Source organism: Cyanobium sp. Cruz CV13-4-11 (assembly GCF_024346055.1).
Lineage (GTDB): Bacteria > Cyanobacteriota > Cyanobacteriia > PCC-6307 > Cyanobiaceae > Cyanobium.
Window position 1 is genome coordinate 58,350 of sequence record NZ_JAGQCH010000007.1, and the last position, 16,682, is coordinate 75,031.

At 71.5% G+C, this 16,682-nt stretch carries 18 protein-coding genes and 1 tRNA gene; 14 read left to right on the forward strand and 5 right to left on the reverse strand.

Annotation, left to right across the window (positions count from 1 at the left end; genetic code table 11):
- Nucleotides 1-55: 55 nt before the first annotated feature.
- Nucleotides 56-643, reverse strand: a complete 588-nt coding sequence (gene gmk, locus KBZ12_RS07235; protein ID WP_254957247.1) for a guanylate kinase — start codon at nucleotides 641-643, stop codon at nucleotides 56-58.
- Between the two features lie 61 nt (nucleotides 644-704).
- On the opposite strand from gmk, the gene KBZ12_RS07240 reads away from it, so the two are divergent.
- Both KBZ12_RS07240 and tatC read left to right on the forward strand, forming a co-directional pair.
- Nucleotides 705-2,408: an NFACT family protein gene (locus KBZ12_RS07240; protein ID WP_254957248.1), complete on the forward strand. Its 1,704-nt coding sequence runs from the start codon at nucleotides 705-707 to the stop codon at nucleotides 2,406-2,408.
- Entirely contained in the window at nucleotides 2,405-3,163 is a 759-nt protein-coding gene (tatC, locus tag KBZ12_RS07245) for a twin-arginine translocase subunit TatC (RefSeq protein WP_254957249.1), read from the forward strand. The genes KBZ12_RS07240 and tatC overlap by 4 nt, the downstream gene beginning before the upstream one ends.
- 9 nt (nucleotides 3,164-3,172) lie before the next feature.
- Here the strand turns inward: tatC and KBZ12_RS07250 are convergent, their stop codons facing one another.
- On the reverse strand, nucleotides 3,173-3,502 hold the full coding sequence (locus KBZ12_RS07250; protein ID WP_254957250.1) for a DUF3067 family protein: 330 nt from the start codon (nucleotides 3,500-3,502) through the stop codon (nucleotides 3,173-3,175).
- Between the two features lie 126 nt (nucleotides 3,503-3,628).
- Between KBZ12_RS07250 and petC the strand changes: the two genes are divergently transcribed.
- From petC to KBZ12_RS07290, 8 genes are all read left to right on the forward strand, one after another.
- Nucleotides 3,629-4,186, forward strand: coding sequence for a cytochrome b6-f complex iron-sulfur subunit (gene petC / locus KBZ12_RS07255; RefSeq protein ID WP_254957251.1), 558 nt, complete (start codon nucleotides 3,629-3,631; stop codon nucleotides 4,184-4,186).
- Between the two features lie 62 nt (nucleotides 4,187-4,248).
- A complete protein-coding gene (gene petA / locus KBZ12_RS07260; RefSeq protein WP_254957252.1) occupies nucleotides 4,249-5,190 on the forward strand; it encodes a cytochrome f in 942 nt (313 codons plus the stop codon).
- Nucleotides 5,187-6,047, forward strand: a complete 861-nt coding sequence (gene lgt, locus KBZ12_RS07265) for a prolipoprotein diacylglyceryl transferase (RefSeq protein WP_396100838.1) — start codon at nucleotides 5,187-5,189, stop codon at nucleotides 6,045-6,047. Before petA ends, lgt begins: the two co-directional genes overlap by 4 nt.
- Complete coding sequence (gene cobM, locus KBZ12_RS07270; protein ID WP_254957253.1) at nucleotides 6,044-6,808, forward strand: precorrin-4 C(11)-methyltransferase; 765 nt, start codon at nucleotides 6,044-6,046, stop codon at nucleotides 6,806-6,808. The genes lgt and cobM overlap by 4 nt, the downstream gene beginning before the upstream one ends.
- Nucleotides 6,805-7,386: an alpha-ketoglutarate-dependent dioxygenase AlkB gene (locus KBZ12_RS07275; RefSeq protein ID WP_254957254.1), complete on the forward strand. Its 582-nt coding sequence runs from the start codon at nucleotides 6,805-6,807 to the stop codon at nucleotides 7,384-7,386. The genes cobM and KBZ12_RS07275 overlap by 4 nt, the downstream gene beginning before the upstream one ends.
- Nucleotides 7,387-7,537: 151 nt before the next feature.
- Nucleotides 7,538-8,152 carry a hypothetical protein gene (locus KBZ12_RS07280; RefSeq protein WP_254957255.1) on the forward strand — a complete coding sequence of 205 codons (615 nt, stop codon included), beginning with the start codon at nucleotides 7,538-7,540 and terminating at the stop codon, nucleotides 8,150-8,152.
- Nucleotides 8,153-8,271: 119 nt separating this feature from the next.
- A tRNA-Val gene (locus KBZ12_RS07285) sits at nucleotides 8,272-8,343 on the forward strand.
- A gap of 110 nt (nucleotides 8,344-8,453) precedes the next feature.
- The gene (locus tag KBZ12_RS07290) at nucleotides 8,454-9,251 is read left to right on the forward strand and encodes a helix-turn-helix domain-containing protein (RefSeq protein WP_254957256.1); all 798 of its coding nucleotides are present in this window, start codon (nucleotides 8,454-8,456) and stop codon (nucleotides 9,249-9,251) included.
- On the opposite strand, the gene KBZ12_RS07295 is transcribed toward KBZ12_RS07290, so the two are convergent.
- Nucleotides 9,226-10,860: a Ppx/GppA phosphatase family protein gene (locus KBZ12_RS07295; protein ID WP_254957257.1), complete on the reverse strand. Its 1,635-nt coding sequence runs from the start codon at nucleotides 10,858-10,860 to the stop codon at nucleotides 9,226-9,228. The genes KBZ12_RS07290 and KBZ12_RS07295 overlap by 26 nt on opposite strands.
- 128 nt (nucleotides 10,861-10,988) lie before the next feature.
- On the opposite strand from KBZ12_RS07295, the gene KBZ12_RS07300 reads away from it, so the two are divergent.
- Together KBZ12_RS07300 and KBZ12_RS07305 are read left to right on the forward strand one after the other, a co-directional pair.
- On the forward strand, nucleotides 10,989-11,882 hold the full coding sequence (locus KBZ12_RS07300; RefSeq protein WP_254957258.1) for a 4-hydroxybenzoate polyprenyltransferase: 894 nt from the start codon (nucleotides 10,989-10,991) through the stop codon (nucleotides 11,880-11,882).
- A gap of 6 nt (nucleotides 11,883-11,888) precedes the next feature.
- Nucleotides 11,889-12,836, forward strand: a complete 948-nt coding sequence (locus KBZ12_RS07305; RefSeq protein ID WP_254957259.1) for an LD-carboxypeptidase — start codon at nucleotides 11,889-11,891, stop codon at nucleotides 12,834-12,836.
- Here KBZ12_RS07305 and KBZ12_RS07310 read toward each other — a convergent pair.
- Together KBZ12_RS07310 and ispD are read right to left on the reverse strand one after the other, a co-directional pair.
- Entirely contained in the window at nucleotides 12,823-13,893 is a 1,071-nt protein-coding gene (locus KBZ12_RS07310; protein WP_254957260.1) for a CpcT/CpeT family chromophore lyase, read from the reverse strand. The two genes, KBZ12_RS07305 and KBZ12_RS07310, sit on opposite strands and share 14 nt — an antisense overlap.
- Nucleotides 13,894-13,901: 8 nt before the next feature.
- Entirely contained in the window at nucleotides 13,902-14,609 is a 708-nt protein-coding gene (ispD, locus tag KBZ12_RS07315) for a 2-C-methyl-D-erythritol 4-phosphate cytidylyltransferase (protein ID WP_254957343.1), read from the reverse strand.
- 79 nt (nucleotides 14,610-14,688) lie between these two features.
- On the opposite strand from ispD, the gene KBZ12_RS07320 reads away from it, so the two are divergent.
- Complete coding sequence (locus KBZ12_RS07320; RefSeq protein WP_254957261.1) at nucleotides 14,689-15,531, forward strand: glycosyltransferase family 9 protein; 843 nt, start codon at nucleotides 14,689-14,691, stop codon at nucleotides 15,529-15,531.
- Between the two features lie 9 nt (nucleotides 15,532-15,540).
- Nucleotides 15,541-16,665: a TrkA family potassium uptake protein gene (locus tag KBZ12_RS07325; protein WP_254957262.1), complete on the forward strand. Its 1,125-nt coding sequence runs from the start codon at nucleotides 15,541-15,543 to the stop codon at nucleotides 16,663-16,665.
- The last annotated feature ends 17 nt before the right edge of the window (nucleotides 16,666-16,682 follow it).

The following is a 16,682-nucleotide window of genomic DNA, read 5'->3' on the forward strand; positions in this document are numbered from 1 at the left end:
GGGGTTGAAAGCCAGACCACCAGGGCGACCCACGGGTCGCCTTTTTCATGGCCGTTCAGGGCAGCGGGGTCATCCCGGCGTCGAGGCCCACGAGACGCTCCAGTTCGGCCACCGCCGCCTCCAGGTCGCCGTTGACCAGCACCGCATCGAACTCCGCCTCGGCCTCCAGTTCCACCCGGGCCCGGGCCAGGCGCTTTTGGATCGCCTCCTCGCCATCGGTGCCACGGCCCCGGATGCGGCGCTCCAGTTCCTCGAAGCTGGGCGGCTTGATCAGCAGCTGGAAGGCCGCTGGAAAGGTGAGCCGCACCTGGCGGGCCCCCTCCAGCTCGATCTCCAGCAGCACTGGCCGGCCCTGGGCGAGATGCTCCTCCACCGGCCCCCGGGGGGTGCCGTAGAGGTGCCCGGCGAAGGCAGCCCACTCCAGGAAGCCGCCGGTGGACACCCGCTGCTCGAAGTCGGGCCGTGTCAGGAAAAAATAGTGCTGGCCATCGATCTCCCCGGCACGGGGCGTCCGGGTGGTGGCGGACACCGACAGCCAGAGCCAGGGATGGCGCTGCAGCAGCCGGGCCACCAGGGTGCCCTTGCCCACCCCGCTGGGGCCGGTGATCACGGTGAGTCGACCGGGTGAGGGGGGGGCTGGCATGGATCGCTGGCGCTGGGGCGCACAGTAGGGGTGGACCCCATTGGAAGCGACAGTGGAGGCGATGGCCCCATCCCCGCCCATCCAGGCCATGGATGTGACCAGCCTGCGCGCCGTGCTGGTCGAGATGCGCCGCGGCCTGCTGCCCAGCCGCTTCGAGAAGGCCCAGCAGCCCGATGCCCATCGGCTGCAGCTGGGCCTGCGCAGCCTGCAGGGGACCCTCTGGCTGGAACTCAGCTGGCTGGCGGAGGCGCCACGCCTGCTGGCCATCGAGCCGCCCCCGCGGCTGGGGGATGGCAGCACCCTGGCCCAGCAGCTGCAACACGGCCTGCGGGGTCTGGCCCTGGTGAGCCTGGAGCAGCAGGGCTGGGAACGGGTGGTGGCCCTGGGCTTCGCCCCCAGGCCCGATGAGCCGATCGCCAGGCAGCTGGTGCTGGAGGTGATGGGGCGCCACAGCAACCTCTTCCTGCTGGACGAGGACGGGCGGGTGATCACCCTGGCCCGCCAGGTCCGCCAGGACCGGTCGCGCCTGCGGCCGATCGGCACCGGGGATGCCTACGTGCCGCCGCCGCCCATGGCCGGTGAACCTCCCCGGCTCCAGGAGGAGTTCGCCTCCTGGCAGCGGCGCCTCAGCCTGCTGCCCCAGACGGTCGGCCAGGCGCTGATGGGCGCCTACCAAGGGGTCGGTCCGGCCCTGGCCCGCCAGCTGGCGGACGCCTGGCTGTCCCTGCCGGTGGAAAGCCTGCAGGCAGAGCAATGGCAGCAGCTTTGGCGTCGCTGGCGGCTCTGGCTGGAAACGGTGGAGCAGGAACGGTTCGCCCTGGGCTGGGGCGGCCCCAGCGAATACCGCTGCTGGGACCCCGAAGCAGCGGCCGCCGCGCCCACCCCCTGGGTGATCAACCGGGGACTGGCGGCTTACTACAACGATCGGCTGGGGCGGCGGGGGCTGGAGCAGCGGCGGGCGAGCCTGCGGCAACGCCTTCAGAACGCCGCAGTGCGGGAGCGCCGCAACGCCGACCAGCAGCAGGCCCTGCTGGCGGCGGTACCGGGCAGCGAGGCCATGCAGCGACGGGCCGATGGCCTGCTGAGCGTGCCGGCGCCCTCCCGCGATGAGATCGACGAAGCCCAGCGCCTCTACCGCCAAGCCCGCAAGCTGCGCCGTTCCGTGGCCGCGATCACCCCCCGGCTGGAGCTGCATCAGCAGCGGCTGGCCGCCATCGACACCAGCCTCACCTTCCTGGAGCAGGCGGAGAACGACGCCCAGCTCACCGCTGTCGAGGAGGACCTGCCGGCCCTGCTCCCCTCCCGGGATGGCCAGGGAACCGGACCATCCCGGCGCCTGCGGCGGGGGCCGGCCGGCAGCGCCCCTGCCCCCCTGGAACTGCGCAGCAGCGGTGGCCTGCGGCTGCAGGTGGGCCGCAACCATCGCCAGAACGAGTGGATCAGCCTGCAGCAGGCCCGGCGCGGCGATCTCTGGTTCCATGCCCAGGAGTGCCCGGGAAGCCATGTGGTGCTCAAGGGCTCGGAGGGCACCCCCAGCGATGAGGACCTGCAGGAGGCGGCCGACCTGGCAGCCCACTTCAGCCGGGGCCGGGCCAACGGCCGGGTGCCGGTGGTGATGGTGCCGACCGGCGACCTGCAGCGCATCGCCGGCGCCGGCCCGGGCACGGTGCGCCACCGCGGCGGCACGGTGTTGTGGGCGATGCCCGAGCGGGCCGCTGGTCTCCTGGCCGAGCCCCCTAGGCTGCCGACGACGGAACGGCCATGAGCGACTCCATCCCCGAGGACAATTTCCCCGGCGAGGTGCAGATGAGCCTGGTGGAGCACCTCGAGGAGCTCCGCCGGCGCGTGCTGCGCAGCCTGCTGGCGGTGGTGGTCGGTGCCGCCGTCTGCCTGGTGGGGGTGCGGCCGCTGGTGAAGCTGCTGGAGGTGCCGGCCGAAGGCATCCGCTTTCTGCAACTGGCCCCGGGCGAATTCCTGTTCGTGTCCTTGAAGGTGGCCGGCTACGCGGGGCTCACCCTCGCCCTGCCCTACGTGCTCTTCGAGATCCTGGCCTTCGTGCTACCCGGGCTGAGCCGGCGGGAGAGGCGACTGGTGGCCCCCGCGGTCGCCGGCTCCACGGTGCTCTTCGCCGCCGGTCTGGCCTTCGCCTGGTGGGCCCTGGTGCCGGCCGCCTTGCGCTTCCTGGTGGCCTACGGCGCCGACGTGGTCGAGCCGATCTGGTCGATCGAGCGCTATCTCGACTTCGTGCTGCTGCTGATGGTGGCCACGGCCCTGGCCTTCCAGCTGCCGGTGCTGCAATTGCTGCTGGGCGCCCTGGGGCTGATCGACTGGCGCACGATGCTGGGCGCCTGGCGCTGGGTGGTACTGGCGGCGGCCCTGGCCGGTGCGGTGCTGACCCCCTCCACCGACCCGATCACGATGCTGCTGCTCACCGGGGCGATCACGGCCCTGTACCTGCTGGGGGTGGCACTGGTAGCCCTGGCCGAGGGGCTGCGGCCCAGCCCGTCACCCTCCACCTGAGGGGCCAGCTCAGAGCATGAACTCACTGGCGCGCCCCGCCGGCAGCTCCAGGGGCAGGGAGAGGGCCTTGCCCAGGCGGGGCTTGTCGGTGGTGGTCTGGAGCCAGTGGCGCACCTGGGCGGCCACCCCCAGGCCATTGAGGGAGCCCACCAGCTCCTCAATGTGCTCCTCGTAGGCCTGGGGCGTGAGCGGGAAGGACTGCTGCTCGAGGTAGCCCCACATCACATGCAGATACAGCCGTCCACGCCGCTGGACCAGTTGCAGGTCGTAGGTGGCCTGCCAGCGCTCCCGCAGCAACGCCACCAGTTCCTCCCGGCGAAGCGGCTCAGCTGGGCTCATGGCGGCAGGGGCACTCCACAACAGCATGTTGCAGCCGGCCTGCGGCGGGTGCGACTCGGACCCGGCCTGGGAAGGGCAAGGTTCATAATGGGCGCCACGTCAATCGGTCACACCGCGCCGTTCCCTATGACCCAGATTCCTGCGGCCTCCTCGAACGGCGGTGCTGCTGATGTGCCCGGAATGGGCCGCCGGCAGTTCATGAACCTGCTGACCTTCGGCTCCGTCACAGGGGTGGCCCTGGGTGCCCTCTATCCGGTGGTGAACTACTTCATCCCCCCCAAGGCCGCCGGCAGCGGTGGCGGCGTCACCGCCAAGGACGAACTGGGCAACAACGTCACCGCCACCGGCTGGCTGGCCAGCCACAAGGAAGGCGACCGCAGCCTGGTGCAGGGCCTCAAGGGAGACCCCACCTATCTGGTGGTGGAGGGCGGTGCCGCCATCGGCGACTACGGGATCAACGCCATCTGCACCCACCTGGGCTGCGTGGTGCCCTGGAACAGCGGCGCCAACAAATTCATGTGCCCCTGCCACGGCAGCCAGTACGACGCCACGGGCAAGGTGGTGCGCGGCCCGGCTCCCCTCTCCCTGGCCCTGGCCCACGTCAGCGTCGAGAACGACAACGTGTTCCTCACCCAGTGGACAGAAACCGACTTCCGCACCGGCGAGAAGGCCTGGTGGGCGTGATCGGCGCCTGAATCCCCCTCCCCCGCTTCCCTCTCCGACGCCCGCCACCGCCCGCCACCCCCATGCGCCGCTTCCTCTCCCCCCTCTTCGGCAGCCTCCTGACCCTCAGCCTCTCGGTGGGCGTGTTGGTCCTGGGGGCCAGCCCCAGCTGGGCCTATCCCTTCTGGGCCCAGCAGAACTACGCCACGCCACGGGAAGCGACCGGCAAGATCGTCTGCGCCAACTGCCACCTGGCCAAGAAGGCCACCCGGGTGGAAGTGCCCCAGGCGGTGTTCCCCGACACGGTCTTCAAGGCGGTGGTCGAAATCCCCTACGACACCTCGGTGCAGCAGGTGTCCGGCAACGGCAGCCCCGCAGGCCTCAACGTGGGTGCCGTGGTGATGCTCCCCGATGGGTTCACCCTGGCCCCCCAGGACCGGCTCAGCGATGAGCTCAAGGAGGAGACCGCCGGCGTCTACTACACCCAGTACAGCGACGACCAGCCCAACATCCTTCTGGTGGGCCCCCTGCCCGGTGACCAGCACCAGGAGATCGTCTTCCCGATCCTCTCCCCCGACCCCGCCACCGACAGCGCCATCCACTTCGGCAAGTACCAGCTCCACGTCGGCGCCAACCGCGGCCGCGGCCAGGTGACCCCCGAGGGTCAGAAAACCAACAACACCGTTTACACCTCCCCTGCAGCCGGCACCGTCAGCGCCATCACCACCGCTGACGACGGCAGCACCGTGGTGGAGATCACCGGGGCGGCCGGCGCCGTCACCGAGACCATTCCCGCAGGACCCAGCCTGACCGTGGCCGTGGGCGATGCGGTGGAAGCCGGTGCCCCCATCACCAACGATCCCAATGTGGGTGGCTTCGGCCAGATCGATGCCGAGGTGGTGCTCCAGAACCCGGTGCGCATCTACGGCCTGCTGGCCTTCTTCGCCGCCGTGGCCCTGGCCCAGATCATGCTGGTGCTCAAGAAGCGTCAGATCGAGAAGGTCCAGGCGGCGGAGGGCTTCTGAGCGCCCTTCTCGGCCTCTTCACCTCCCCGGGACCCCTGATCTTTCAGCTGGGTCCCGTCTCCGTTCGCTGGTATGGCCTGCTGATCGCCCTGGCCGTGCTGCTGGGGTTGCTGCTGGCCACCCGCCTGGGACGCGCCAGGGGCATCGATCCCGGCCTGATCGCCGATCTCCTGCCCCTGATGGTGCTGGGGGCCGTGGTCGGCGCCCGGACGTATTACGTGGCGCTGGAATGGCGCCAGTACACCAGCAACTGGATGGACGTCTTCGCCATCTGGCGCGGAGGCATCGCCATCCACGGCGCCCTGATCGGGGGCACGCTGGTCACCCTGCTCTTCTGCCGCTGGCGCCGCCAGCCCTTCTGGCCGTTGCTCGATGTGCTCGTTCCCGCCGTGGCCCTGGGTCAGGCCATCGGTCGCTGGGGCAATTTCTTCAACTCCGAAGCCTTCGGGCTGCCCACCAACCTCCCCTGGGCGCTGACGATTCCGATGGCCAACCGGCCGTCTGAATTCCTTGAGCAGGCCTCGTTCCACCCCACCTTTCTCTACGAGTCCCTCTGGAACCTGGGGGTCTGCGGCCTGCTGCTGCTGCTGTTCCGCCTGGGCAGCCAGGGGCGGCTGCGGCTGCCCGCCGGAGCCCTCAGCTGCCTGTATCTGATGGCCTACAGCAGCGGCCGTTTCTGGATCGAGGGGCTGCGTCTCGATCCCCTCTGCCTGTTCTCCCAGCCGCCGTTCTGCGCCGGCGGCCTGCGCATGGCCCAGCTGATGAGCCTGCTGCTGATCGCCCTGGGCGGGGCTGGCCTGCTCTGGCTCTATCGCTTCCGCCGTCCCCTCCCCGACCCCTCCGGCCTGACCGCATGACAGCCACCGTTCAGATCGTCGGCGCTGGCCCCGGAGCCCCGGACCTGCTCACCCTGAGGGCCGCCAGGGCCATCGAGGCGGCCGAGGTGCTGGTCTGGACCGACTCCCTGGTGAGCCCCCAGATCGCCGCCCTGGCGCCCAGGGAGTGCGAATCGGTCCGTACCAGCACGCTCACCCTCGAAGAGGTGATGGCCGTGGTGGTCGAGCGGGCCAGGCAGGGACGGCGGGTGGTGCGGCTCCACGACGGCGATCCCTGCCTCTACGGCGCCCTGCAGGAGCAGATCTGCCGCCTGGCCGACGCCGGCCTGGCGGTGGAAGTGGTGCCTGGCCTGAGCGCCTACCAGGCCACCGCCGCCGCCCTCGGCGCCGAGCTCACCATTCCCGGCCGGGTCCAGACGATCGTGCTGAGCCGGGCGGGCGGCCGCACCGGCGTGCCCGAGCGGGAATCCCTGGCCCGGCTCGCCGCCCTGCAGGCCTCTCTGTGCCTCTACCTGAGCGCCCGCCACGTGGAAGAGGTGCAGAGCGAGCTGCTGCAGCATTATCCGTCGGACACGCCGGTGGCGATCGGCTACCGGGTCAGCTGGCCCGACCAGTGGCTCACGGTGGTGCCCCTGGAGGCGATGGCCCAGGTCAGCCGGGAGCGGAACCTGATCCGCACCACCCTCTATGTGGTGAGTCCGGCCCTGCGGGCCGCCGACGAGGCCCGATCCCTGCTCTATTCCTCCAGCCACAACCACCTGTTCCGCGGCGGCGCCGAGTGACGACGGCCACGCCTTGCCTGCGCCACTGGCGGGGCTGGGTGGGGGCCGCGGAAGCCGATGGCTGGCTGGAGCAGCTGCTGCAGGAGGTGCCCTGGAAACAGGAGTTCATCACCGTGTATGGCCGCCGCCACGCCATGCCCAGGCTCACCTGCTGGATGGCGGATCCAGGCTGCGGCTATCGCTATTCCGGGTTGGAGAATGCCCTCGAACCCTGGACACCACTGGCGGCCACCATCCGCCGGCGCATCGGGGCGGCTGCGGCCCAGGAGTTCAATTCCCTGCTGTTGAACTACTACCGCGACGGCCGTGACGCCATGGGCTGGCATGCCGATGACGAGCCTGAGCTCGATCCGGACGCTCCCATCGCCTCCCTCAGCCTGGGCGCCAGCCGCACCCTGCGCTTTCGTCCCCGCCAGCGGGATAGGGCTCCAACCCTGGCGTTGGAACTGGGGCATGGGGATCTGCTGCTGATGGACCCGCCCACCCAGCGGCACTGGCAGCACGGGCTGCCGCGGCGCCTGAAGGTGGCCTCCCCGCGGCTCAACCTGACCTTCCGGAGAGTGCGGCCGCCGGCCTGATTCCACGGTGGGCGGGTGCCGCCACGGCGGGCGGCCGCTGGGGGCATCCGGACGCCATCAGGATGGCAACAATGGAGGCAGTGTTCCTCTGAGCGGAGTTCCGAGGGCGATGGCCAGTTGCCGTGCTCGCCGTCACCGGCGCCTCCTCCCGGTGCTGCTGGGCGTGACCCTGCTGGGGGGCGGCTGTCAGTTCACCGGGGTGAGTGAGGCCGGCCGGGAGCGCTGCCGCCGGCTCGGTGCCGCCGCCGGCAATCCCCTGGCGGCCGCCCTCAGCTACGTCCGCTGCCTGCCCGGCTCGGATTCCAGCCTGGCGGCCGAAAAGGCGGCCTCGGCCGCGGCCGCAGCCCGACGGGCGGCCCTGGAGGCCTGCCGCAGGCGGCAGGGAACAATCACCACCCTGATCGGGTCGCTGCGTCAGGCCGAACAGGAGCTGGCCGCGGCCCGCAACAGCCCGTTCAGGCCCTCCGTGGCGCCACCCCAGCCCCTGGATGCCGGCAAGGAATCCCGCTATCGCCCCGAAGACCAGCGGCTCGACCGGGACCGTTACGAGGCCGCCCTCGGCGCCTGGGAACAGCAGGTGGCCTCCCAGCGGGCCCACTGGCGACAGGAGCGCGCCGGGCGTATCGAGGCCGCCCAGGAACGGCTTGATCGGGACGCCCAGGCCCTCCGGCAGCTCCAGCCCGATCTGTTCAACGGTCCCGCGAGCATTGAGTTCGACCCCAGGGCCCTGCGGCAGGTGAGCGCCGGCTGCGACAGCGCCGGCTGAGGGGATTTGACAGTGTGATCGGCGACCGTGTAGGAGGGTTCAGGCCACCCGGCCCGGTCAGAACCCCTGCCGCAGAAAGATCCTCTTTCAGGCGATGCCGGGGCTAAGACGGCAACGATGGGCGATTAGCACAGCGGTAGCGCACTTCCTTCACACGGAAGGGGTCACTGGTTCGAATCCAGTATCGCCCATGTCTCCAATCCTGTTTTCCGACCGGTAACATCCCCCTGACGGAGCACTGGTCGCTCTCGGGACCGCTCGTCATACTGCTGGCTACGCAGCGCTTCAGGAGTCCCTGCCCTTGTCCAAATCTCCTGCCGCGACCCTGGCCGCAGAGGACGGGAGCGCGCCGATCCCGCAGCTCGTCCAACTGGGCGAACAGCTTGGCCAGGCCCGCCGAGACCAGGGCCTGAGCCTGGAGGAACTGGCCGACCGGCTGCGGCTGGGCAGCGAACAGCTGAAGGCCCTTGAGGCCGGCGACCACACCCACTTGCCGGAGGCGGTGTTCGTGGTGGCCCAGGCCAAGCGGGTGGCGGGCGCCCTGGGGATCGACGTGAGCCAGCAGATCAACGATCTGCAGAACAGCCGCCTGGTGGGCGGCAAGCGCCGCCCGGCGGCGATCTCGCCCCTGCAGCGACGACCTGCCAACGCCCCCGCCAGCCAGGGCCGCTCCCTCGGCTGGCTGTGGGGAGCCCTGCTCCTGCTGGGCGGCGGCGGCCTTGGGGTGGCCGCCCTGCAGGGGAAGGTGTTTGCCCCCCAGGCGTCCCAACCCCCATCAGCACCGGCCGCGACCACCAGCCCGGGCGTGGCTCCTGGCCAGGCCGTGGCCGCTGGGGCGCCGTCCCGGCCAGCAGCGGACGCGCTGGTGCTTCAGAGCAGCCAGCCCAGCTGGCTGGAGGTCCGCAATGGGGCCGGGGTCACCCTGTTCCGCGGCACGTTCACCGGCGAGAAGCGTTTCCCCATGGGAGAGGGCCTGAAGGTTCTGGCCGGCCGGCCCGACCTGGTGACGGCCACCGCCGGCAGGCAGGCCCCCCGCTCCCTGGGACGGATCGATCAGGTGGTGTGGCGCAGCTTCAGGGCGACGCCTGCTGCACCGTGAGCCTCAGGCCCGTGGCCTCCAGCACCAGGTCGGCGCAGGAGCGGAGACTCCATTCCTCCAGGCTCAGGTCCTGGGGGGAGTCACCCGGCTGCGGTGCCTGCGGCTGCAGGCTGATCGTGAAGCCCCTGGTCTGAGCGGTCCGCTCAGCGTCCGCCGACACGCTGATCGCCTCGATGCCGGGCGCGGGTCTGCGGTCGAGGGCGGCCGCCAGCCGCAGCAGCAGGGCCATCGTGAACACGGTGTGGCGGTGTTGCCCGGCCTCGATCAGCTGCCACGACTCATGGCGTTTCTTGGGCAGGCCGCGACGGTGGTATCGGGCGATCGCCGCCACCATCAGGTGCTCAGCCTCGGAGTAACCGAGCAGCTCCCCATGGCGGATCAGGTACCAGGTGTGCTTGTGGTAGGCGGCGATGTTGACGTGTTTGCCACAGGCATGGAGCTGGGCCGCCGCCCACAGCAGGGCCCGGCCTTCGCCGTTGTCATCGTGCAGCAGTCCCCGGGTCTGGTCGTAGAGGCTGAGGGCATGGCTGGCGACCCGGTCGGCCCGGCCCGTGTCCACCCCGTAGGTGCGGGCCAGGTGCAGCACGGTGCGGCGACGGATCGTGCTCTGGAAGCTGAAGCGATCGACGAGCAGGCCGTTGCGCAGCATCCAGTCGACGATCAGACCCTCCCGCAGGGCCCGCTCGCAGACCACCAGCTCCTGGAGCTGGAGGATCTCCATGGTGGTCTGGAGGATCAGGGCGCCGGGGACGATGATCTCGGCCCGGCGCTCGTTGATGGCGGTGAGGGCGCGGCGCTGCTCCGGCGTCATCGCCACCAGCCGCTCGACGATGCCATCGAGGCGGGCCCGGCCCAGGCGGTAGCCGTCGAGCTTCAGGGGGGGATTGGGATCCTGGGCGGAGGCCAGGGCGGCCATCGCCATGGCGGTGCCGCTGGTGGCCACCAGCACGGGTTTCTCCCCCGGCCGCAATTCCCGTTTCACCTCGGCCACCGCCGGATCCATCGCCCCCTGGATGTAGGCCTCAAGGAAGCCGCGGCGGGCCGGGGTGAGGGGGTCCTCCCGGCAGAACTCCCGCTGCAGGCGCACCGCGCCGATGCGGGTGCTGGTGAGGGCGCGGGCGTCGCGGCCGTCGGCGAGCACCAGCTCGGTGGAGCCGCCGCCGATGTCGAGGATGAAATAGGGCTGGTCGCCGAAGGAGAGACCCGACAGCACCCCCAGGTAGATCAGTCGGGCCTCCTCCGGTCCGCTCACCAGGTCGACCACCAGCCCCAGCTGGTCCTGGAGCCCCTGCAGGAACGAGCGACCGTTCGGGGCCTCCCGCACGGCGCTGGTGGCGGCGGTGACGATCTGCTCCACCCCGTGGCTGGTGGCCAGGTCACGGCAGTGGCGCAGGGTCAGGAAGGCACGCTCGATCGCCTCGGGTGTGAGGTCGCCGGAATCGGGATCCCGCTCCCCCAGCCGGGTGGTGGATTTTTCCGCCAGCACCACCGAGAAGCTGCGCAGGGCCGGATCGACCGCCGCGACCAGCAGGTGGATGGAATTGGTGCCGATGTCGATGGCCGCCACCCGCCGTTCCGCGGTACCGACGGTGTCGGGGATCGGGGGCATGGGGGTCGGCCCGGGCAGCGGCGGCGCCACTTTGCCACCGGCCGCCCCTTCGCCAGCGGACGGGAACGCCGTGGTCAGGAGTTGGATAGGGTGCCGGCAACCAACCGTTGCGAGCGGTGAACGTCCCGATGGCCCCAGGCCATGTCCAGGCCTGGCTCGAGCTGCTGCGCTGGCACAAGCCCAGCGGCCGGCTGATCCTGCTGATTCCAGCCGGCTGGGCCCTGTGGCTGGGGCCGGCCGTGCCGCCTGCTGCCCAGCTGGTGGGCTGGATCGTGCTGGGCGGCCTGGCGGTGAGCGGCGCCGGCTGCGTGGCCAACGACCTCTGGGACCGGCGCATCGATCCCCTGGTGGAACGCACCCGCCACCGGCCCCTGGCCGATGGCCGCCTCGGGGTGGGCACCGCGACCGTCCTGCTGCTCCTCTGCCTGGTGGTGGCCCTGGCGGCCCTGCTGGCCCTGCCTACCACCAGCCGGGTGCTGTGCGTGGGGCTCGCCCTGGCCACGTTGCCCCTGGTGCTGCTCTACCCCTCCGCCAAGCGCTGGTTCGCCTATCCCCAGCTGGTGCTGGCCCTGTGCTGGGGCTTCGCCGTGCTGATTCCCTGGGCGGCCGCCCAGGGGGGCCTGCAGGGCACCCTGGGCGGCTGGCCCCTGCTGCTCACCTGGGTGGCGGCGGTGAGCTGGACCTTCGGCTTCGACACCGTCTACGCCATGAGCGACCGGGAGGACGATCGGCGCCTCGGGGTGCGCAGCAGCGCCCTGAGCCTGGGGACCCAGGCGCCCCTGGCGGTGGCCCTCTGCTACGGGCTCACCTGCGCGGCCCTGGCCGTGGCGGTGCTGCTGCAGGGGCGGGCCGGGCTGCCGTTCTGGCTGCCCTGGGCCGCCGCCGCCCTGGCCATGCAGCAGCAGGCGGCCCGGCTGCGCCGCCCCGACCTGCCCCGCAGCGCCTATGGCCGGCACTTCGCCGCCCAGGTGTGGCTTGGAGGGCTGCTGCTGCTGGCCGTGATCCTCTCCACCAGCACCTGATCCGCCATGAACGCCGGACCGCCGCCCCTGCAACCCCCGGCGCTGCGTCCGGGCGACCGGGTGCGGCTGGTGGCCGCCAGCTCCGCCCTTCCCGATCTGGAACGGCTGCAGGCCGGCCTGGCGGTGCTTGCCAGCTGGGGCCTGGAGCTGGATGACGATCCCACCCGGCTGCCGGTGCGCCGCTGGGGCTACCTGGCGGGCAGGGACGCCGAGCGGGCCGGCGACCTGCTCCCGGATGCCGGTCCGGGGCCGGTGGCGGCCCTGCTGGCCTGCGTGCGGGGGGGCTGGGGGTCGGCCCGGCTGCTGGAGCAGCCCCTGGAGGCGGCAGGCGGCTGGCTGCTGGGGTTCTCTGATGTCACCTCCCTGCTGTGGCACCGGCTGGCGATGGGTCAGGGGGGCGCCATCCACGGCCCCCTGCTCACCACCCTGGCGGCCGAGCCGGCCTGGAGCCGGGAGCGGCTGCGGGCGCTGCTGTTCGGCGAGCCCCTGGCGGACCTCGAGGGGGAGCCCTGGGTGGGCGGCCAGGTGGAGGGTCCGCTCCTGGCCGCCAACCTCACCGTGGCGACCCACCTGCTGGGCACGCCGCACCTGCCGGATCTGGACGGGGCGATCCTGATCCTGGAAGACGTGGGGGAAGCGCCCTACCGCCTGGAGCGGATGCTCACCCACTGGCGCCTCTGCGGCGCCCTGCAACGCCTGGGGGGCATCGGCTTCGGGAGCTTCGTTGGCTGCGACGACCCCCGGGATGACGACGACGACACGCCCCGGTTCAGCCTGGAGCAGGTGATCAGGGAGCGCACGGCCGATCTGGGCATCCCGGTGCTGGCCGGCCTGCCGGTGGGCCATGGCGACGTCAATGCCGCCTTGCCCCTGGGGGTGCGGGCCCGACTCGACGCTGACCGGGGCCGCCTGAGCGTGATCGCTGCGGGGCCTGGGTCCTTCAGTCGCCGGTGAGCCTCTCCTCGTCGATGGCGGTTCGGCCCACCAGCCGGCCATCCTTCAACAGCTGACTCAGCCGCCAGCGGCGGCGGCCGTCGGGGCTGCAGCTGATGATCTCGTGGATGTCGGGATCGCCCGGATCCCGGGCGTGCATCACCAGCAGGCTGCCGGCGGCCGGCTGCTCGCCTGGCAGGTCCATCGCCCAGCCCTGGAAGCGGTCGCTGGCGAACCACACCCGGCCGGAATGGATCGCGCCCTGGGCTTCGAGGCGGCGCAGCGGGGCGTCCTCGGTGCCATGGAGGTTGCTCTGGTGGTAGCGCCAGAGGCCTCCCTCCTGGAACACCCGGATGGTGATCGTGCTTGGGAAAGTCTCGAGCAGCCCGCCGCCGGCGTCATAGCGCCGGAAGGTGCCCCGCCACACGCCCTGTTGCCGCACCAGGGAGGGCAGATCGTCCCCGATGGGACCCTCCACCCGATCGAACAGCAGCCAGCTGAAGCCGTCGACCTCTCCCCGCACCGAGCCATCGGCCAGCCGCAGGCTGCGGTCCCGGTACCAGAGCTGGTCGGGATGGAGGAGCATCTCGAACTCGGCGCAGACCTCACCGTCCTGGGGATGGCGGTAGCGGCAGGCCCCGGGATCCATGCGGGCGCGGAAGCGGTCGAAGGCCAGCTCCGCCTCAAAAAACAGATCGCAGCCCGGATGGCGATCGAAGGCCTCCGGCCCCAGGGTCTGCACCTGGGCGGCCGCCAGCGCCGGGCGGTCGTAGGTGGGCCCCCCGCGGAAGAACAGCTGCTCGGCCCTGACGCTGCCGCGCTGCGGATCCAGCCCGAGCACCACCACCCGCTGGCGGTGGGCCAGCTGGGGGGCGCTGGCGCGGAACTCCTGGAAGTAGAGCACCACCGCCCCCAGCTGGGGCGCCTGCAGCCGCTCCACCTCCATGGTGCGCCGTTCCCGGGTGAGCTCGGGCGCCACCGGACCGCCCCTGGCCACATGGGCGGCCACCTGGCGCCGGTTATGGAAGGAGCCCTGCCAGCGGGCGGCGATCGTTTCGAGCTGGGTGGTGCTGTCCATCGGCGACCTCAGGCGCCGCGGGCCGCCAGCACCGCGCTGGCGATGGTGAGATCGAAGCGGGTGGTGAGCTTGATGTTCGATGGCGGCGCCTCCAGCACCCGCACCGGCAGCCCCAGCCGCTCGTAGAGCGCCGCATCGTCGGTGACGCTCCAGCCCTCACGCTCGGCCCGCCCGTGGGCCTCCCGAAGCTGGGCCACCCCGAAGCCCTGGGGCGTCTGGGCGGCCCAGAGGCCGCTGCGTTCGGGGGTGGCGGTGATCAGGCCCCGGCCATCCACCTGCTTGATGGTGTCGGTGACGGGGGTGGCCGCGATGATGCCGGCCCCTTCGGCCATGGCCTGGGTCAGGGCCGTGGCACAACGCTCCAGCAGCTCCGGTTCCGCCAGGCAGCGGGCGCCGTCATGGATCAGCACCGCCTCGGCATCGGCCGGCAAGGCCTCCAGGCCACGGCGCACCGAGTCCTGGCGGGTGTCGCCGCCGACGATCCAGGCCACCGGTTCGGCTAGGGAGCGGCGTGGCTCGGCCGCGGCCAGGATCGTCCCGATCGCCGCCTCGTCCTCGGGGCGGCCCATCACCCCGATCCAGCGGATCGCCCCGCAGGCCAGGGCGGCATCGAGGGTCCAGGCCAGGACGGGGCGGCCGGCCAGGGGCAGCAGCAGCTTGTTGGTGACGGCGCCCATGCGGCGCCCGCTGCCGGCGGCGGCGATCAGCAAATGCACAAGCGATGGGCCGCCCGGGCGGAACACTGGAATCCCCTCCATACAATCAGGCCGCCAGGCCCGCCCGACCCAACGCCCGATGCGCGCACTGTTTCTGATCCCAGGCGATGGCGCCAGCCAGTTGCAGGCGCTTCCCGCCGTGGCGGCCACCGCCGAGCAACTCCAGTTCCAGATTCAGGTGGCCTGCCACCCCTCGCTGGCCGGCCTCTGGAAGCTGCTGCCGGCGGTGGAGAAGGTCATTCCCTTCAACTTCGGCGACGCCACCCTGGCCGATTGGGCCAACCTGCTGGGATGCGTGCGGGAGCCCGACTTTCAGGCCTGCATCAACCTGGCCAGCGGTCGCCAGGTGGATCTGATGCTCTCGATGAGTCACATCCCCAACCGCATGGCCGCCGGGGGCTTCTCCGCCACCGAGACCGTCCAGGTGCCCCAGAACATCTGGCCCGCCCAGGCCCTGGAGGCCTACCTGCGGCCGATCGGGGTGAGCCTCGATGCCGCCGCCTTCCGCCTCAGCCTGTCGAAGGGCGCCCTCGACGAAGCGCTGACCGCGTTGCCGGCCGGCGACGGTCCGATGCTGCTGCTGGCCCCCTGCGGCGGCCCGGACGACTGGCAGGCCGCGGCCTGGCAGGAGCTGCCCGGCCACATCGCCGCCACCCTGCCCGGCCTGCGCTCCCTGCAGGTGCCGCCAGCCTCTTCAGCCCACCTGAGCGCCCGGGCCGCCCTGGTGGCCGCCAGCGACGTGGTGCTGGCCAGCGATGCGCTGACCATCGAACTGGCCCTGCTCAGCGGCACCCCGGTGGTGGCCCTGGGTCGCAGCAGCGACAGCCTTCCGACCCGCAGCGGAGTACAAGGGCTTGGTTCCCCCGGCCACCTGCGTGACCTCTCCTCCAGCGACGTGCTCAAGGCCCTCGGCCTGGTCTGAGCGGCGCCCATGAGTCGCCTGTGGTTCTCCCGCAGGAAGCGCCCCCCCTCGGCCAGGTCCCGCCGTCCCTGGGTCACCCCCATGATCGCCCTGATCGTGGTGGTCAACGCCAGCGCGATCGGCTACCGGATCACCGAAGGCTGGAACTGGGGCGATTGCTACTGGATGGTGGCGATCACCATCGCCACGATCGGCTATGGCGAGGTCCACCCCCTTTCCACCGCAGGGCGGATCATCACCGTGTTCTCCATCGGCGGAGGGCTCGTGGTGGTCCAGCTCACCGTCCAGAGCCTGGTGGGCCTCTCCGAAACCGGCTACTTCCGGCGCCTGCGGGAGCGCCGATTCCGCACCTGGGTCCAAAGCATGAACAACCACGTGATTCTCTGCGGCTATGGCCGCATCGGCAAGGAGATCGCCGATCAGCTGATCCGGGAGCAGGTCCCGCTGCTGGTGGTGGAGATGGACGCCGGCTGCCGCGATGAGGCGGAGGAGCGGGGTCTGCCGGTGCTGTTAGCCGACGCCACCCTTGATGAGACCCTGCTGGAGGCGGGCATCCATCAGTGCCGCAGCCTGGTGGCGGCCCTGCCCAACAACGCGGCCAACCTCTACGTGGTGCTGAGCGCCCGGGGGTTGGCCCCCCGCTGCCGCCTGATCGCCCGCTCCGACAGCGCCGAGGCGGGACGCAAGCTGCGCCTGGCCGGGGCCGACCAGGTGGTGAGCCCCTACGTGGCGGGGGGCCGGGTGATGGCCGCCACGGCCCTGCGGCCGCTGGCCGTCGACTTCATGGAGCTGCTGGCCGGCTCCGACTGCGAGGTGGAGGAATTCCAGCTCAGCGACGACCCCTCCCGGCTGGGGGAGCTGCTGGGCCGCAGCCTGGCGGAGATCCAGTTCGGCCGCCGCAGCGGCGCCCAGGTGCTGGCCATCCGCACCCCGGCGCCGGCGGTGGTCAATCCCTACTCCTACCGGGGCACCACCTACGGCACCCCGGAGGCCACCCTGGTCACCAACCCCGGCGGCGACATCCGGCTGGAAGCCGGCCAGCTGCTGGTGGTGATGGGCAGCAAGGAGCAGCTGCAGCGCTTCGCTGAGGTGCTCGGCCCGGCCCTGGAGAGTTCCGACCAGATGGCGGAGTGAGGCGATCGGGCCGGGAC